The organism is Promicromonospora kroppenstedtii (genome assembly GCF_044389675.1).
Lineage (GTDB): Bacteria > Actinomycetota > Actinomycetes > Actinomycetales > Cellulomonadaceae > Promicromonospora > Promicromonospora kroppenstedtii.
On the sequence record NZ_JBIRYI010000012.1, the window covers coordinates 139,389 to 156,050 of the forward strand.

Here is a 16,662-nt window from a genome sequence, read left to right on the forward strand (position 1 = left end):
GCGAACCGGCCCCCGTCACTACCTCCAGGTGGTGCAGAGGCCCGCCCCAGGCTGCGTGGTCGGCATCGGGCAGCGCTGCCGCCAGCACCGGCTCGATCGAACCGCCCGACGAGACGATCGGCGCGGTCCCACCCTCCGGGAGGCGATCGAGGATCTGCCGCCGTCCGGACCGCCCTACAGCCAGTCGTGCTCCCGCGCGTACCGCGCCGCCTCGTGCCGCGTGCGGGTCTGCGTCTTCTGCATCGCGTTGGAGAGGTAGTTGCGCACCGTGCCCTCCGCGAGGTGGAGCTGGGCCGCGATCTCGGCCACCGAGTAGCCCTTGCCGGTCACCCGCAGGACGTCCACCTCACGCTCGGTCAGCGGGCAGTCGTCGATGACGGCGAGCGCCGAGACGTCCGGGTCGATCCACCGCTTGCCCTCGTGGAGTGCCGTGATGACCGTCGTGATGTGGGCCGGCTCCGCGGACTTGCTGACGAAGCCCTGGACGCCGAGCCGCAGCGCCTTGCGCAGCACCCCCGGCCGGGCGTGCCGGGTGAGCATGAGGATCACCTGGTCCGGCTGCGCGGCCCGGATCTCGCCGACGGCGGCCAGCCCGTCCACCCCGGGCATCTCCAGGTCGATGACCAGGACGTCGGGCCGGTGCTGCAGCGTGGCCTCGACGGCGGCCGCGCCGTCCTCCGCCTCGGCGAGCACCGTGATGTCGCCCTCCAGGGGCAGCAGCGCGGCGAGCGCCTTGCGGAGCAGCGCCTCGTCGTCGGCCAGTACCACCGTGGTCATCTGCTGCCCTCCAGAACTGTGGCGGACGGCGCCGCCGTCCCGCCAGTGATTGTCTCAGCGGCCCCGCGCCCGGCCCCGGTCCGGGCCCTGTTCCCGTACGACGCCGTCGTCCGGAACCGCCCCGCGTGCTGCTCCACGGTCAGCTCGCCGCCGTCCTCGGCGACGCGCTGCCGCAGGGCGGACAGCCCGCTGAGCTCGGGCGCCGGACCGGGCCGAGCACCGTCGTTGACGATGTCGATGCCCGTCCCGGTGAGGGTGATGCGCACCCAGGTCGCCTGGGCGTGCCGCAGGATGTTCGTCGTCGTCTCGCGCAGCACCTGGCCGAGCAGCTCGGCGGTGCGCGGGTCGGCCTCGGCCGGGCGGTCCACGCGGACGGCGATGCCCGCGGCCTCGAACAGGTTCTTCGCGTTCTCCAGCTCGACCGACAGGTTGAGCCGCCGCTGTGCGTGCGCCAGGTCCTTGGTCTGCGAGATCGTGTCGGCCACCAGGGTGTGGATCTCGCGCAGCTCCTCCTGGGCCCGCTCCGGGTCGCGGTGTACCAGCTTCTGCGCCAGCACCGTCTTCAGCTTCACGACGTGCAGCGTGTGGCCCTGGATGTCGTGCAGGTCGCCCGCGAACCGGATGCGCTCCTGGGCGACGGCCAGCTCCGCCTCGCGCTCGCGCGTCTCCTTCATGAGGTCGAGGTACCTCTGGTTGCCGTACAGCAGGGGCGTGGCCACGACGAAGGCGCCCGTCGGTATCAGCATGTAGGCGACCAGGTCGCCCACGACGTCGGCCTGCGACACCAGCAGGCGGCTCGCACCCGCGGCCGCGATGAAGGCCAGCAGCCCGAGCCCCGCGGCGATCCGGTGCCGCGGCAGCTGGGGCACCACGAGGGAACCCACGACGCCGATGCCGTAGAACGCCGTACTGCTGCCGGCCACCAGCGCCCCGAACAGCCACACGGCCGCGCTGACGGCCAGGCAGGGCAGGGCGACCCGCGCGAGGTCGTCCGCCGTCCACCGCTCCATCGCGACGATCGCCGCCAGCGTGCCTGCGACCAGGGCGGACGTGCCCCACCAGGTCTGGTGGTCGATCAGCACCAGCACCACACCCGCGAGGGCGATCGGCGGGACCTGCAGCACGAGGTTGAGCCGGCGCAGCCGGCCCTGGGAGGCCTCGTTGTGCTCGGACAGCGCGGTCCGCCGGGTCCTCACCACTCGGGGTCCATCGGCACTCCAGATCGGGTCGGGCGGCAGGTCGGGTGGGCAGGTCGGGTGGGCAGGCCGGTTCGGGCAGCTCAGGTTGGGCAGGTCCAGTATTCGTCCCCGGCCGTGCCCCCACCAGTGACACAGCGTCACGACCGGCCACGACGAATGTCATGCCGGGCCGATGACGCCTCCGCACTGTCGGGCGGGTGAAATCCGGGATGTGATCTAGCCGCAGCCGAGAACAGCCGCACCGAGAACTGCCGCACCCGAGAACCTGGAGGAGCACGTGAGAACACGCGCCACGGTCACGACCGTCTCAGCCCTCGCCGCCGTCGCCCTGACGGGAGCGATCGCGGTCCCGGTCGCGACGGCGACGTCGGACAGGGGGCAGGGCGGGAGCGCCGCCGCCGTCGCCACCGCCGACGATCCCGTCACGCACGAGGAGAACGACCGCGTCCCGGAGGGTGCCGCCTGGACCCAGCACTACTTCCCGTCCTCGGACGGGTCGGACGTCGAGCTGCACGCCGACGTCCTGCTCCCGGAGGGCCTGGAGAAGGACGAGCAGGTGCCGGTGATCCTGTCGGCCGGCTCGTACTTCGGGCACTCGGGCGAGATCTTCGACGAGGAGCACCCGCACACCGGCCCCTCGGACCGGTTCGGCGACCTGGTCGAGGGCCTCGACCTGTTCGACCGCGGCTACGCGCTGGTCCTGGTCGACACCCGCGGCTACGGGGGATCGACCGGCTGCATCGACTTCGCGGGACCCGGCGAGCAGGCCGACGTCGCCGCCGCGATCGACTGGGCCGCCGGCCAGTCGTGGTCGACCGGCTCGGTGGGCATGTACGGCAAGTCGTACGACGCCGTCACGGGCCTGATCGGCAACAACCTGGACCAGGACGCCCTCAAGGCCGTCGTCGCCCAGGAGCCCATCTGGGACATGTACGACCGGATCCGGTCGAACGGGATTCCGCGTCAGGAGGGCATCATCGCCCCGAACACGTACAACACGATCGCCACGCTGCCGCAGCTGCCGGACGACGACGAGCGCTACCTGAAGAACTCGAGGTACGAGGAGACGCACCCCGAGTGCGTGGCGGCCAACACCGCGAACAGCCTCATCGCGAACCCCGACACCGAGTACTGGAAGGACCGTGACCTGGCCGCGCACGCCGTCGGCACGGACACCCCGCTGTTCGTGACCCAGGGCTTCCTCGAGTGGAACACCCGGCCCGAGGGCATGGCGGAGTACCTCACCAACCACGAGGGGCCGCAGCGCGGCTGGCTGGGTCCGTGGGATCACGTGCGCGGCAACGACACCAACCCGGACGGCTCCCTGAAGATGGGGCGCGAGGGCTGGTTCGAGGAGATCGGTGCCTTCTACGACGAGCACCTCAAGGGCGTCGGGCCGACGACGGAGTACCCGGCGTTCGCGATCCAGGACAACACGGGTGCCTGGCGCGGTGAGGACACCTGGCCCGTGGTCGACCGGACCGCGAAGGTGCACCTCGGCGACGGCTCCTACACGGACGACGGAGGCGCCGAGGAGGGAGGCGACCCGGCCGTGGCGAGCTTCTTCGCCTGGTCGGCCCCGGTGCGGCAGGACACCCGCGTCGTGGGCACCCCGAAGGTCGCGCTGAACGCCCGGGGAACCGGCAACGTGCTGGTCGAGCTGCACGACGTAGCCCCTGACGGTACGGCCGTCCCGTTCGCCGAGCAGGCCGCGACGGTCGCCGACGGCAGGCTCTCGCTCGACGTCGAGTCGACGGACTGGACCCTGGCCGAGGGCCACCGGCTCGCGGTCGAGATCGGTACTGTCCAGGCGGGCTCCTGGGTGGACACGCCGTCCGGCCAGGTCATCACGGTCAGGGACGCCCGGCTGGACCTGTCGCTGGACGACCCGGCCGGCGACGCGCCCACCGAGGGCGGGCGCGCCACCTGGCTCGACACGTACCTGGCCGCCTACACGGCCGAGCTGACGCCGGGGAAGCCCGTGTTCGCGGTGCCTGCGCCGCGCGGTTGAGGCGAGCGTCGAGGCTGAGCGTCGAGGCTCAGTTGTCCCGGCTGCGCGTGTCGGTCGTCCCGGTCCGACGCGGCCGCCGGGTCAGCAGGGCGTCGTGCCCACGGGGCCGACCCACCGAGTGGACCACGTCGAACGCACGCCGCAGCGCGGCCTGCGTGACGCCGGTCTTCTCGTCGTCGGCGCGGAGCGCTGCCATGACCTGTTCGGCCGCCAGGCGGAGCGGCACGTCCACCTTCTGCGCTACCTCGGTCAGCATCTCGGCCGCCGCGTCCTCGTCGACACCACGCACCGCGACGATGATGCCCTTGACCTGCTCGATGACGGCCTGGCTGACGAACGCGCGGTGGACGGCGCCGTCGGCGAGCCGGTCCAGGGCCTCCTTCTGGACGGGCGTCACGTCGACGACGTAGCCGACCAGCTCGGGGGAGTGGTCGAGCGCGCTGTGCGTGCCCTCACCCGTGACGACGACGGAGCGGGTGCGGCCGTTGCGCGACACGATGCGGTGCGCGCAGGCGAAGGGGCGGCCCAGCCGCAGGGCCTCGCCGGCGGCGCGGACCACGCGGCCGCGGTCGTCGGGGTGCTTGCGCGAGCGCAGCGCGTCGAGGCCTGGCTCCACCTCGTCCCGCTTCCAGCCGTGCATCGCGTACACCTCGTCGGACCACCACCACGTTCCCGACGTGACCCCGACGCGGTAGGTGCCGACCACCAGGTTGGTGCCGAGTCCTAGCGTGCGCACGAGGTCCGCCGCCGAGAACTGGTGGGGGAGGGCGGAGGGGCCATCGGCATCGCTCGCTGCTGTCGTTCGCGGCTTCTCGGTCAAAGGCACATGAACCTCCCAGATCCAGATGGATCTGGAGCCGCTTCATGACTCCAAGCCAAATACAATACCCCAGTTCGGGCGATTCCGACAGTACGGACGTCAAAGTCGCTGGTGAGGCCGGAATTCGAGATTGCTTTTGCGCTGCGTATCCCTGCGCTTTTCCGGGACATTCCGCAATTCCGGTCCAGCGACGGGTCGCGGCTCGCGGGTCGGCCGGGTTGCGAGTCGGTGACGCGGGCCTACGTTGATGAGTGGTCATGAAGCGGCCAGTCCTGCACGCCTTGTCGCGCCAGCGCTCAAGCCAGAAGCCGAGCGAGAACGGGAGTCCGAGCATGAGCCATCGGGGCACGAGCCATCCGGACCACAGCCAGACCGATCACAGGCAGACGGACCCGAGGCACACGGACCAGAGCGTGGGCAGCCTGGTCGGCGAGATCAGCCGCGACGTCTCGACGCTGATGCGGCAGGAGGTCGCGCTCGCCAAGGCGGAGGTGGCGGATTCCGCCAAGCGGGCCGGGAAGGGCGTCGGCATGTTCGGCGGCGCCGGCGTCGCGGGCCACATGGTCCTGGTGTTCCTGTCCCTGGCCCTGTGGTGGGCCCTCGGCACGCTGGTGGGCGGCGGCTGGTCCGCGCTGCTCGTCGCGGCCGTCTGGGCGGTGATCGCCGGGGTGCTCGCGCTGCGCGGCCGCGCCGAGCTGCGGGCCGTCGAGGGCCTGCCGCGGACGACCGAGTCGGTGCGGAAGATTCCCGACGCGTTGCACGGGCACGACGGGCTGCACGGAGCTGACGGCTCGCACGGAACCGAAGCCGTACACGGACGGGAGAAGAACTCATGAGCGCCGGCGATCCCGAGGAGATCCGCGAGGAGATCGAGCGGACGCGCGACGAGCTGAGCAGGAACGTCGACGCGCTCCGCGACAAGGTGAGCCCGGGTCAGGTCGCCCGGCGTCAGGCGGAGCGTGTGCGCGCGGGAGTCGCCCGGGTCAAGGACCGGGTGCGGCACTCGGAGGACGAGACCGCGCCGGACGAGACCGCGCCGGACGAGGTAGCTCCGGACGAAGGCGTGCCGGACGAGGTCGCGCCGGACGAGACCGTGCCGCACCAGGTCGCGCCCGAAGCCCTGGCACGGGACCAGATGGCACGGGACGAGCACGCGTGGCGGACCGACCGCCGCACCGACTGACCACTGGGTCGATGAGGGGGCTGGCATGACTGACATCGACGACTCGTCGGCGCGGTCCGGCGCTCCGGCACCGGACGACGGGCGCAAGCCCGACTCCCCGCCCGACCTGCGCCGGGGAACGTGGAAGTACGTCGCACGCAACACCGTGCGCCAGTTCACCCGGGACGAGTGCCTGGACCTCGCCGCCGCGCTGACCTACTACGCGGTGCTGGCCGCGGCGCCGGCGCTGCTCGCGCTGGTCTCGGTGCTCGGACTGGTGGGGGACGGCGGGCAGGCGGTCGAGCGGGTGCTCGACACGGTCGGCGGAGTGGTGCCGCCCGACGCGCTGGCGATCGTCGAGCCGCTCGTCCAGAACGCCGCGTCGGGCGGCGGCCGGGCCGGGCTGACCCTCGTCGTCGGTGTGGTCCTGGCCCTGTGGTCGGCCTCCGGGTACATCGGGGCGTTCGGCCGGGCGATGAACCGGATCTACGGGATCGACGAGGGCCGGCCCGTGTGGAAGCTCCGCCCGGTGATGCTGCTGGTCACGCTCGTCGCGGTGGTGATCGCGGCGCTCGTCGTGGCCGCGCTCGTCCTGAGCGGCTCGCTGGCCCGCGCCGTGGGCGACGCCGTCGGCCTGGGCGACACGGCCGTCACGGTGTGGAACATCGCCAAGTGGCCGGTCGTGCTGGCGCTGGTCATCGTGCTGGTCGCGATTCTGTATCGGGTCACGCCCAACGTGCGCCAGCCCCGCATGCGGTGGATCAGCGTCGGCGCGTTCGTCGCGATCTTCTCGTGGGTGCTCGCGTCCGCAGCCTTCGGCTTCTACGTCGCGACCTTCTCCAGCTACGACGCCACCTACGGGTCGCTGGCCGGGATCATCGTGTTCCTCCTCTGGCTGTGGATCACCAACCTCGCGCTGCTGTTCGGTGCCGAGCTGGACGCCGAGCTGGAGCGGGGCCGGGAGCTGCAGGGCGGGATCGCCGCCGAGGAGACCGTCCAGCTCCCGCCCAAGGACGCCCGGGCGAGCGAGAAGCGCGAGGCCAAGCACCTGCGCGAGGTCGAGCGGGGCCGCGAGATCCGGGTCGCGGCGACGCGGGGCGGGGCAGGGGAAGAGGCCGCTGCGAAGAGCCCGGACGACGACAGCTAGCGCTCCCACGCCTCCGCGCTGGTCCGCACCCGGAAGGCCCGCTCCCGCGCCCAGGCGTGGAACCGGTCGAACAGCTCGACCTGCGCGCGCGCCTGGTCCAGGAGCTCGTCGAGCCGCCCGGCGTCCAGGCCGACGTCGTCGGTGTGCTCCCGCAGGGTCTGCCAGCCACCGATCTTCCCGAGCACCGCGGACCGCATGAGCTCGGCCTCCAGCACCGCCGTCATCGGCGACCGGTCGGTCAGGCGGCCGTTGAGCTTGAGCCGTCCCGCCTTCTCGCCGACCCACGCCGCGACCTGGCGGTGGCGGCGCCGCGGCACGCCGAGCGTGGCCAGCAGGTCGCGGTAGAGCTCCCGCTCGCCACGCAGCTGCTCGGTGGCCTCCGCCAGCTCCGCGTAGAACGGTGTGTCCGCGTAGGTGCGGGTCATCAGCTCCAGCCGCTCCAGGCCGGCCGTCGCGCCCGTGTAGTGGTCGGAGAGGTAGAGGCCGAAGAGGTAGTGGTCCATGGAGTCCGGGATGCGTGACTCCTCGCCCAGCCGGCGCGGCACGGGGACCACGGCCTCGCCCGGGGGCCGGGGGGTAGCCGGGCGCATCGGCGCCGACCCCGTGCCCTGGCCCACGGCCATCCCCGCCAGCAGGTCCTCCAGCGCTTCCGCCGCGGTCCTGCGCGGCGTCCACCCGAGTTCGGACCGGATCCGGGTCGCGTCCAGGACCGGCACCGCCATCGCCATGTCGAGCCAGCCCGGGTCGGTGCGCACCACGTGCCCCGCGTAGGCGGCCGCGAGCGCGCCCCGGACCACGGACGGCGACACCTCGAGCAGCCGGCCGTGGCCCGCGATCCGGGCGAGGTCCCGGCCGCTCAGCACGTCCCGGGCGGCCACGTTGAACGCCCCGCGGGCACGCTCCCTGACCACGCGCGCGTAGGCGTCGGCCACGTCGTCGGCGTGCACCGCCTGCAGGCGCAGCCCCGCGGGCAGCGGCAGCACGGGCGGCCGGCCGTGTCGCAGCAGGCCCACCGGGACGAGCGGGCCCAGGAAGTACCGCACGATCTCCTGGGCGGCGTCCGCCTGGAAGGTCAGCGCGGGGCGCAGCCGTGCCACCGCCACGTCAGGGTGCGCGCTCTCGAACTCGTCCAGCACGCTCTCCTGCGCGGCCTTGTCCACGCTGTAGTGCGACGTCCGCACACCCGACGTCGCCCAGTCCTCCCGCCGCGGCTCGTCATCGGTCACGGGGGAGTAGGCGCCCACCGAGGACGCGACCACGAGGTGCGGCACCCCGGCCCGCGCCACCGCCTCGGCCACGCGCCGGGTGCCCTCCACGTTGGTGCGGCGCAGCAGCTCGCGCTCCCGGTTGGGCTGGATCAGCCACGCCAGGTGGACCACGGCGTCCGCCCCGCGGAACTGCTCGGCGAGCCGTTCGACCACGGCCTCGTCCATCTCCTCCGACCCGACGTCGACAGCCGCCCATCCCGCGTGCGCGTACGGCTCGGCGCTGCGGTCCGGCAGCCGCCTGGCGATGCCCAGCAGGGACGTGACCTGCGGCTCGACGTGCAGGACGCGCAGCAGCGCGGTCCCGACATTTCCGGTGGCTCCGACCACGACGACCCGCATGGGTCAACCGTGGCACCGGGCCCGACCGCTCGCATCCCGCGATAGCCTGCGATCGATGAACAGGTCCCGCACCAGCGTCGGGCAGGCCCTGGCCCGGCTCGGCGTGCGCGCCGCCGACTACGCCTGGGCCGCCGACCGGCAGGCCCGCCACCTCCTCTGCCGCGCCACCGTGCCCAGCGCGCTGCCCACGGGACCCGGCGGGGCCGCGCCCGTCGTGCTGCTGCCCGGCATCTACGAGACCTGGGAGTTCCTCGGCCCTGTGGCGAGCGCGCTGGCCCGCGTCGGCCACCCGGTGCACGCCGTGCCCGCACTGCGGCACAACGCCCGACCCGTCCCCGAGTCCGCCGACGTCGTCGCGGCACACCTGGAGCGCGCCGACCTGTCCGGCGTCGTGCTCGTCGCGCACAGCAAGGGCGGACTCATCGGCAAGCGCGTCATGCTCTCGCCCACGGGTGCCCGCGTGCTCGGCATGGTCGCCGTCGCCACACCCTTCTCCGGCTCCAGCTGGGCGCGGTACATGCTCTCGCGGGCGCTGCGGTCGTTCGACCCACGCGACCCCGTGCTGCTGGCGCTCGCGGGCGAGCTGCTGGTCGACGACCGCATCACCGCCGTCTACCCGCGGTTCGACCCGCACATCCCCGAGACCGGCCGGCTGCCCGGTGCGCGCAACGTCGAGCTGCCGCTGGCGGGACACTTCCGGCCGCTCGGCCAGCGCCTGCTCGTCGAGACGGTGGTGCGCGAGGTCGCCCGGCTGGAGGCCGGGCGCTCGGTGGGGTGAGCGGTTGGGGTGAACCCCTCTCGGCGTGGTCCACTGGGATGTGCTCACCGTCCGCCACACCTCGCCGCGGCGGCTCGACGTCGGCCTGACGCTCGGCCCGCTCGGGCACGGTCCGGGCGACCCCACGTTCCACCGGGCCGCCGACGGGTCCGTGTGGCGCACCTCCCTGCTGCGCAGCGGGCCGGTGACGCAGCGGTTCGTCCCGGCCGGCCCGCACGACGTCGTCGTGCACCACTGGGGCGACGGCGCGCGGGAGGCGGCCGAGGCGCTCCCCGTGCTGCTCGGCGAGCACGACGACGCGGCCGGCTTCGAGCCGCCGCCGCAGGCCGCCCTCGCCCACCGCCGGGCGGCCGGGCTGCGCATGGTGCGCAGCGACCGGGTGCTGGAGGCGCTGGTGCCCGCCGTGCTGGAGCAGCGCGTGCAGACCGTCACGGCGCACCGGGCCTGGCGCTGGCTGGTCGCGCGGTACGGCGCCCCCGCGCCGGGGCCCGCCCCCGAGGCGCTGCGCGGCGGCCTGCGGGTGGTGCCCGACGCCGGGACCTGGACGCGGGTGCCCGTGTGGGACTGGCACCGCGCCGGCGTCGACCCGGGGCGGGCGCGCACCGTCGCGCGGTGCGCCGCGGTGGCCCCGCGGCTGGAGGAGGCGGCCAGGATGCCGCCCGCCGAGGCTCGCGCGCGGCTGGAGAAGGTGCAGGGTATCGGCGTGTGGACGTCGGCCGAGGTGGCGCAGCGCGCGTTCGGCGACGCCGACGCCGTCTCCGTCGGCGACTTCCACCTGCCGGCCGCCGTGGGCTGGGCGCTGACGGGCGAGCGCACCGACGACGACGGCATGCTCCGGTTGCTGGCGCCCTACGCCCCGCACCGACACCGGGTGGTGCGGCTGCTGTCGCTGTCGGGGCGCGCCCGGGCGCCGCGCCGCGGGCCCAAGCTGCCGATCGCGGACTACCGGGCCTTCTGAGCGGCCTATCCGGTCTGCGCCGCTAGCTCGCGCAGCGGCCCGACGACACCGGGGTGTCCAGGGCGGTGGCCTGCTCCGCGACGGGCCGCAGCTCGGCGTCGGTCATGGCGAACCCGACCTCGACGTCCGACTCGGCGCGCGCGAAGATGACGCCCGCGACCCGGCCGTCCGTGGTCAGCAGCGGCCCGCCCGAGTTGCCCGGGCGTACCTGCGCGGCCAGGGAGTAGACCTCACGAGGGCTGGCGCCCTCGTCGTACACGTCCGGCACGGGGGTGGTGCTCACGCTGAGCACGCCCGCGCTGCGGGACGTGAACGGGCCGCCGTACGGGTAGCCCTGGACGGCGGCGCGGTCGCCCACCGAGAGGGTCCGCGCGATGGGCAGCGGGTCGGCGGACAGGTCCGGCACCGCGACGACGGCGAGGTCGTCCACGGGGTCGTAGTAGACGACGCGGCCCTCGCGAGCGGGCTGGTCGGGCAGCTCGACCACGGGCCGGTCCACGCCGGCCACGACGTGCGCGTTGGTGACCAGCCGGTCGGCGGCCACCACGAACCCGGAGCCGGTCGAGCTCTTGCCGCACGCGTACGCGATGCCCGAGATCCGGGCCACCGACCGGGACGCGGCCTCCAGCTGGGGGTTGCCGAGGTCGACGGCGGGCACCACCGGCTCCTGGCGCGGGACCATCAGGATGTTCAGGCGCGGCAGCCCGTCGTCGAGCACCATCGCGCGCATCTGGGCCAGCGGCCGGCCCACCGCCGGGGGTGTCAGGTGGTCGATGGTGCGCAGCACCGCGGACGACGACACCGCGGAGGAGACGCCGGGCGTGCCCGTGGCGGAGACCGCGTTGCCGACGAACGACAGCGCCAGGGCCACGACGACGACGTTCGCGGCGCCGCCGAGGAGTCGCTCGAGCGGCCGCAGCGCGGTGCGGTCCACACCTCGGCGCAGGTCGCGGCCGAACCCGGCCCCGAGCGAGGCGCCGAACAGCGGGAGCAGCACGGCCAGCGCGATGGACACGGGGCCCCGCCACTCCGAGGAGGGCAGCACGTCGTTCACCGCCGGCACCGCCCAGAAGGCGGCGAGCCCGCCGAGGATCAGGCCGATGAGGCCGCCGAGGGTGGCCAGCAGGCCCCGGCTCAGCCCCGCGCCCAGCGCGATGAGCAGGGCGACGATCAGCACGAGGTCGACGAGGGTCACGGGTAGACGGTAAGGGGTGAGGCCGGGGCGGAGGCGCCGCCACGCGTTCCCGTCACCCGATCCGCGAATCCGTGCCACGTTCACAGCCAGAACGTTCACACCCGGTAGGGAAAACCCGTAACTGCGCGACCATCCGTTGTGCGGTCTCGGCGGCCGAATATACGGTTCGGGCCACGCGCGCGTAAGACACAGCGATGACCGCCCGGCAGTCCCGCCCGGCGGGATGATCACGTCGAGGGAGCACCCCGATGCGTCGTGCACTCAGATCCAGCATCCCCAGCAGGTCCCCCGGAGCCTCCAGGACCCTGGTCACGGCCGTCGCCGCCGTGACGCTCGTCCTGTCCGCCTCGCTCGTCGCCTCGGCAGCGCCGCCGAAGGTGTCGGACGCCGGGGCGGAGCCGGCTGAAGCCCAGGGCACTTCGGCTGCCGCCGCCGCCCTGACCTGGTCCGACGAGTTCAACGGGGCCGCGGGCAGCGCCCCGAACGCCGCGAACTGGAACCACGAGACCGGCGCCGGCGGCTGGGGCAACAACGAGCTGCAGAACTATGTCAACTCCCGCCAGAACTCCGCCCTGGACGGCAACGGCAACCTCGTCATCACGGCCCGGCAGGACGGCAGCGGCGGCTACACGTCGGCCCGCCTGACGACCAAGGGCAAGGTGCAGCCGCAGTACGGCCGCCTGGAGGCGCGCATCAAGATCCCGCGCGGCCAGGGCATCTGGCCGGCGTTCTGGATGCTCGGCGGCCAGTTCCCGGGCACGCCGTGGCCGAACTCGGGCGAGATCGACATCATGGAGAACATCGGCCGCGAGCCCCACCTGGTGCACGGCACGCTGCACGGCCCGGGCTACTCGGGCGGCAACCCCATCACCGGCCAGTACATGCACCCGCAGGGCTGGTCGTTCGCCGACGACTTCCATACGTTCGCCGTGGACTGGAGCCCCAACTCCATCACGTGGCTCGTGGACGGCAACGCCTACCAGACGTTCACGCCCGCCAACACGGGCGGCAACCCCTGGGTGTTCAACCAGCCGTTCTTCTTCATCCTGAACGTCGCCGTGGGCGGCAACTGGCCCGGCTACCCCGACGGGTCCACGCAGTTCCCGCAGCAGATGCTCGTCGACTACGTGCGCGTCTACGACTCCCAGGGCGGGGGCGGCGGCCGCACCGGCACGATCCGGGCGAGCAACGGCATCTGCCTCGACGTCGCCGGGGCCGCCACCGCCAACGGCACACCGATCCAGCTCGCGAACTGCAACGGCAACGCGGCCCAGCAGTGGACGGTCGGCACCGACGGCACGGTCCGCGCGCTCGGCAAGTGCCTCGACGTCGCAGGCGGGGCGACGGCGGCGGGCACCGCCGTCCAGCTCTGGGACTGCAACGGCACCGGCGCCCAGCAGTGGGCCTCGACCAGCGGCACGCTCGCGCTGCGCAACCCGCAGTCGGGGCGATGCCTGCAGCCCGTGGGCCGGGTGCAGAACGACGGCACCCGTACCCAGATCGCCGACTGCGACGGAAGCACGGTCCAGCGCTGGACCCTGCCGTGATCTGGGTCTGACGCTGCCCTGACCTCACCCCGCCACCCGCCACCGAGGTGCGCTTCTACCCAGTCATCAGGCCCAAAAAACGGCATGATTCCGGGCCCAGTGACTGGGTAGAAGCGCACCTCTGCTTCGCACGGGTCACACGTGCAGGGAGATCACGACGGCGAGGGCGCCCAGGCCGATCGCCACCCCGACGGCGCCCGTCAGCGCGAGCAGTCCGGCACCGGGGGAATCCGGACCGGGGCCGCGGACGGGGACCGGCGTCCGTCGCGCGTGCCGGCGTCGGGCGGCGATCCAGAGGTACCCCGCCAACCCCGTCCCAGCCAGGCCGGGCAGCAGCCAGACGGCGTGCCCGAAGAGCGCGGGCAGCAGCCGCGCGCCCACCAGCGAGACCGCGGCGACCGCGAGCGCCGTGCGGCGCCACGCCAGCTCGGTGCGCTCTGGCTGCAGCCCGGGGGCGGGCGCGAGGCCGGCGCCCTGCGCTGTGCCCGAACCGGCGCCCGGCCCCGTCATCGCAGCAGCACGCCGAGCAGCACGAGCACGCCCACCACCGAGACGACGAGCGCGAGGACCACCCCGACGATCGTCGCCGGGAGCGGCGAACCGCTGCGCAGCGCCCGCTCGATGCGCATCCACCAGGCCCACGCGACCAGGGGCAGCAGCGTGCCCGCGACGATCAGCACGATCGACGCCGCGAGCCGCAGGCCGGGCTGGAGGTCGAGCCCCAGGGTCTCCAGGGCGACTCCGCCCGCGACGAGCGCGAGCGAGGTGCGGATCCAGGCGAGGAAGGTCCGCTCGTTGGCGAGGGAGAACCGTGCGTCGGGCTCCGAACCGACCCCGAACACCGCCCCGGGGAACCGGCGCCCCGTACCTGCGACCGTGCCCTCGCTCATTCCCGGCCCTCGCTCATTCCCTGATGGTCCCCCTGGACCGGCACGCCCGCACCAGCGGGACCCCACCGCGGCCGCGGCGGACCAGCGCGTACCGTTCGGCCGACGTCGCCGACCGTGACGTCGTCGACCTGTGACGTTCTCGACCCGTGACGTCGTCGACCACAGCGGTTGCTGCCAAGATCGGGCCCGGTCTGGCGGAACCTGCTGTGCTCGTCGTCGCCAGCACGAAAGAGCGCCGCAGACGGGGGCTGCCAAGCCCTGCCTGCGGCGCTCGGTGAGTCATTCGTAGAAGTGCACAGTTTTGCGAATGTGTTCTGCGTAGTCGTAGATCTGGTCGAGCGACTCGATCGCATGCCGAGTCTCGACCTTCTCGTGATCGAAGAGGCCCAGGTACTTCTGTCCGGTGTTGAAGTGGAGCCTCGCGATGGGCTTGCGGTTGTTGTCGTCGAGCAGGACGCCCATGTAGCTCTTCGTGTCGCGCTGAACAATCCGAGCTGGAGGTACCTCGCTGCATGCGATCGCGCGGACGATCTGGAACGCTTCGATCTCCTCGAGGGTCGTCTCGAGCCCGCGTTCTGATCCGGGGTTCGACTCGTCGAGCTCGGTCTCCACCGATGCCTCCGCGGTGAGGTCAGTGCTGCCGACCGTCGCGTACACCTTGCCGCCGAGAGCGGCCTTGATCCTGTCGTTCACCTGGTCGGCGAGAAACTGCTGCATCGCCTTTGCGACGAGGACGCGGAACTGCTCGCGAACCTTCTGCGTGAACGAGCCCTCGTAGACGCGGCCTGTCAATCCCTTGACCCACTCGTCGTCCGCGTCACGGAACTGTGCTCCGAGGGTTCGCTTGAGCGCTCCGATGTACTTGAGCTCCTCGGCGGCGCTGACCACGGAGTCGACGTCAAAGGTCTCCTTGGTCAGCTTTTGGACCTCGGGGATGAGTGACTCGTCGAGCTCCAGCAGGTCCAGCTGGAGGAACGGCGTGTCGTCCATCCGGTTGGGCCGGTCCAGGTCGGTGAAGAAGTGGTAGCGCTGACCGTTCGTCAGGATGGCGATCCGTGCGTTCGCGACCGCGAAATAGCGGAAGAGCTGGGAGGCATGGTTGAGCGTGAGGGGCGCGCCGATGGCCTTGGCCTCGATCAGGATCTGGACCTCGCCCTCCTTGACGATCGCGTAGTCGATCTTCTCGCCCTTCTTGGTCCCGATGTCGGCCGTGAACTCCGGTACCACCTCGTCGGGGTTGAAGACGTCATAGCCGAGGACATGCGCGATGAATGGCATGATAAATGCGTTCTTGGTCGCCTCCTCCGTGGCGATGTTGACCTTCTGCTGCTCAATCTTCGTTGCGAGTGATGCAATACGCTCTGCGATGTCCATGTGCGGGCCTCTGCTCTGATGACCGGTCACTCCTGAGGGCCAGATGCTAGTCGCCAGGAGGTAGTGAGGAAACGGAGAGCGGGCTGCAGAACAAAGGATCACCCGGGTGATCTATTCATGATTTGGTCTGGTGTTTCACCGCCCATACGCCAGTTGGCCCTGGGCTGATTTGATGGAGCGCTGCGACCGGGCTCGTGTTCGTTTCTCGATCTGGTGGAGCGACGAGAACCACCCGAAAAGGAGGTGGTGACCGCCGCCGCCCGCCCGCACACTTGCCCGATGATCGACTCGACCGCCGGCGGAGGCCGCGCCGCCGAAGGTCCCGTGTTCGGCCCTCGCATCGGCGTGGGCCGGGAGGCCGAGGTGTACGCCTGGGGCGCGGACGCCGTCGTGAAGCTCTACCGCGACGGGTTCGACGGGCACCGGGCCGAGGCTGCGGCCCTGGCCGCGCTCGCCGGGCACCGCGTGGCGCCCGACCTGGTCGAGGTGGTGGAGCGCGAGGGGCGGCCCGGTCTGGTACTGGAGCGCGTGGCCGGCGCCGACATGCTCGACGTGCTGCGGCGCCGGCCGTGGCAGGTGCGTTCGCTCGCCCGCGTCCTGGCCGAGACGCACCTCGCCGTGCACGAGGTCGCGGCGCCGGCGGACCTGCCCGACGTCCGCCAGGTGCTCGCCGCCCGGCTCGGGGACGCGTCCCTGTCGCGGGAGCTGCGGGGGTTCGCGCTGCGCCTGCTCGACGGGCTGCCGTCGGGGGACCGCCTGTGCCACGGCGACTACCACCCCGGCAACGTGATGGTCTCCGGCGAGCGGGTCAGCGTCATCGACTGGCCGAACGCTGCCCGGGGCGTGCCCGAGTCCGACCACGCGCGGGCGGTCCTGCTGCTGCAGTGGGCCGACGCGCTGCCGGCCGGCGGGCTCGTCTCGCGCGGGTTCGTGGCGGCCGGGCGGTCGATGCTCACCCGCGGCTACGCGCTCGCCTACGCCGACGGCGCCGACCGCCCGCTGCGGGACCTGGAGCACTGGCTGGTGGTGCACGCCGCAGCCCGGCTGTCCGAGGGCGTGCCCGAGGAGCGGGCCAGGCTCCTCGACTGGCTCGTGCGCGCGCTGCACGCTTTCGAGGCCTAAGTTTCTTCGCTTTGCGTTGGCGCAAAGCGAAGAAACTTAGGCCTCGAAGGTGAGAGCCGCCCCGGGCGTCCCCGC

At 72.6% G+C, this 16,662-nt stretch carries 16 protein-coding genes; 8 read left to right on the top strand and 8 right to left on the bottom strand.

What is annotated here, in order from left to right:
• Nucleotides 1-174 precede the first annotated feature (174 nt).
• Both ACH47X_RS19440 and ACH47X_RS19445 read right to left on the bottom strand, forming a co-directional pair.
• Complete coding sequence (locus ACH47X_RS19440; protein WP_397406168.1) at nt 175-777, bottom strand: response regulator; 603 nt, start codon at nt 775-777, stop codon at nt 175-177.
• On the bottom strand, nt 774-1,976 hold the full coding sequence (locus tag ACH47X_RS19445; protein ID WP_397406169.1) for a sensor histidine kinase: 1,203 nt from the start codon (nt 1,974-1,976) through the stop codon (nt 774-776). The genes ACH47X_RS19440 and ACH47X_RS19445 overlap by 4 nt, the downstream gene beginning before the upstream one ends.
• A 277-nt stretch (nt 1,977-2,253) precedes the next feature.
• On the opposite strand from ACH47X_RS19445, the gene ACH47X_RS19450 reads away from it, so the two are divergent.
• On the top strand, nt 2,254-3,987 hold the full coding sequence (locus tag ACH47X_RS19450; RefSeq protein WP_397406170.1) for a CocE/NonD family hydrolase: 1,734 nt from the start codon (nt 2,254-2,256) through the stop codon (nt 3,985-3,987).
• A 28-nt stretch (nt 3,988-4,015) separates the two neighbouring features.
• Here ACH47X_RS19450 and ACH47X_RS19455 read toward each other — a convergent pair whose 3' ends face one another.
• Complete coding sequence (locus tag ACH47X_RS19455; RefSeq protein WP_397406171.1) at nt 4,016-4,723, bottom strand: PAS and ANTAR domain-containing protein; 708 nt, start codon at nt 4,721-4,723, stop codon at nt 4,016-4,018.
• Nucleotides 4,724-5,139: 416 nt separating this feature from the next.
• Between ACH47X_RS19455 and ACH47X_RS19460 the strand changes: the two genes are divergently transcribed.
• Genes ACH47X_RS19460 through ACH47X_RS19470 form a run of 3 tightly spaced genes read left to right on the top strand, consistent with a single transcriptional unit; the run spans nt 5,140 to nt 7,116 of the window.
• Nucleotides 5,140-5,643: a phage holin family protein gene (locus ACH47X_RS19460; RefSeq protein ID WP_397406172.1), complete on the top strand. Its 504-nt coding sequence runs from the start codon at nt 5,140-5,142 to the stop codon at nt 5,641-5,643.
• A complete protein-coding gene (locus ACH47X_RS19465) occupies nt 5,640-5,990 on the top strand; it encodes a DUF3618 domain-containing protein (protein WP_397406173.1) in 351 nt (116 codons plus the stop codon). The genes ACH47X_RS19460 and ACH47X_RS19465 overlap by 4 nt, the downstream gene beginning before the upstream one ends.
• Before the next feature lie 25 nt (nt 5,991-6,015).
• The gene (locus ACH47X_RS19470) at nt 6,016-7,116 is read left to right on the top strand and encodes a YihY/virulence factor BrkB family protein (protein WP_397406174.1); all 1,101 of its coding nucleotides are present in this window, start codon (nt 6,016-6,018) and stop codon (nt 7,114-7,116) included.
• Here ACH47X_RS19470 and ACH47X_RS19475 read toward each other — a convergent pair.
• Nucleotides 7,113-8,723 (bottom strand): NAD-dependent epimerase/dehydratase family protein, encoded by a 1,611-nt coding sequence (locus tag ACH47X_RS19475; protein WP_397406175.1) that lies wholly within the window; start codon nt 8,721-8,723, stop codon nt 7,113-7,115. The two genes, ACH47X_RS19470 and ACH47X_RS19475, sit on opposite strands and share 4 nt — an antisense overlap.
• A gap of 55 nt (nt 8,724-8,778) precedes the next feature.
• Between ACH47X_RS19475 and ACH47X_RS19480 the strand changes: the two genes are divergently transcribed.
• Together ACH47X_RS19480 and ACH47X_RS19485 are read left to right on the top strand one after the other, a co-directional pair.
• Nucleotides 8,779-9,501, top strand: coding sequence for an esterase/lipase family protein (locus ACH47X_RS19480; RefSeq protein WP_397406176.1), 723 nt, complete (start codon nt 8,779-8,781; stop codon nt 9,499-9,501).
• A gap of 25 nt (nt 9,502-9,526) precedes the next feature.
• On the top strand, nt 9,527-10,459 hold the full coding sequence (locus ACH47X_RS19485) for a DNA-3-methyladenine glycosylase family protein (protein ID WP_397406177.1): 933 nt from the start codon (nt 9,527-9,529) through the stop codon (nt 10,457-10,459).
• Nucleotides 10,460-10,481: 22 nt separating this feature from the next.
• Here the strand turns inward: ACH47X_RS19485 and ACH47X_RS19490 are convergent, their stop codons facing one another.
• The gene (locus tag ACH47X_RS19490; protein WP_397406178.1) at nt 10,482-11,654 is read right to left on the bottom strand and encodes a MarP family serine protease; all 1,173 of its coding nucleotides are present in this window, start codon (nt 11,652-11,654) and stop codon (nt 10,482-10,484) included.
• 248 nt (nt 11,655-11,902) lie between these two features.
• Here ACH47X_RS19490 and ACH47X_RS19495 point away from each other — a divergent pair, with 248 nt between their 5' ends.
• Nucleotides 11,903-13,201, top strand: coding sequence for a family 16 glycosylhydrolase (locus ACH47X_RS19495; protein WP_397406179.1), 1,299 nt, complete (start codon nt 11,903-11,905; stop codon nt 13,199-13,201).
• A gap of 135 nt (nt 13,202-13,336) precedes the next feature.
• Here ACH47X_RS19495 and ACH47X_RS19500 read toward each other — a convergent pair whose 3' ends face one another.
• The 3 genes from ACH47X_RS19500 to ACH47X_RS19510 all read right to left on the bottom strand — a co-directional run bounded on the left by ACH47X_RS19500 (nt 13,337) and on the right by ACH47X_RS19510 (nt 15,465).
• Nucleotides 13,337-13,711, bottom strand: a complete 375-nt coding sequence (locus ACH47X_RS19500) for a DUF202 domain-containing protein (RefSeq protein ID WP_397406180.1) — start codon at nt 13,709-13,711, stop codon at nt 13,337-13,339.
• Nucleotides 13,708-14,091, bottom strand: a complete 384-nt coding sequence (locus tag ACH47X_RS19505) for a YidH family protein (RefSeq protein ID WP_397406181.1) — start codon at nt 14,089-14,091, stop codon at nt 13,708-13,710. The genes ACH47X_RS19500 and ACH47X_RS19505 overlap by 4 nt, the downstream gene beginning before the upstream one ends.
• A gap of 279 nt (nt 14,092-14,370) precedes the next feature.
• Nucleotides 14,371-15,465, bottom strand: coding sequence for a type I restriction endonuclease (locus tag ACH47X_RS19510; RefSeq protein WP_397406182.1), 1,095 nt, complete (start codon nt 15,463-15,465; stop codon nt 14,371-14,373).
• Between the two features lie 279 nt (nt 15,466-15,744).
• On the opposite strand from ACH47X_RS19510, the gene ACH47X_RS19515 reads away from it, so the two are divergent.
• Nucleotides 15,745-16,587 carry a phosphotransferase gene (locus tag ACH47X_RS19515; protein ID WP_397406183.1) on the top strand — a complete coding sequence of 281 codons (843 nt, stop codon included), beginning with the start codon at nt 15,745-15,747 and terminating at the stop codon, nt 16,585-16,587.
• Nucleotides 16,588-16,662 lie beyond the last annotated feature (75 nt).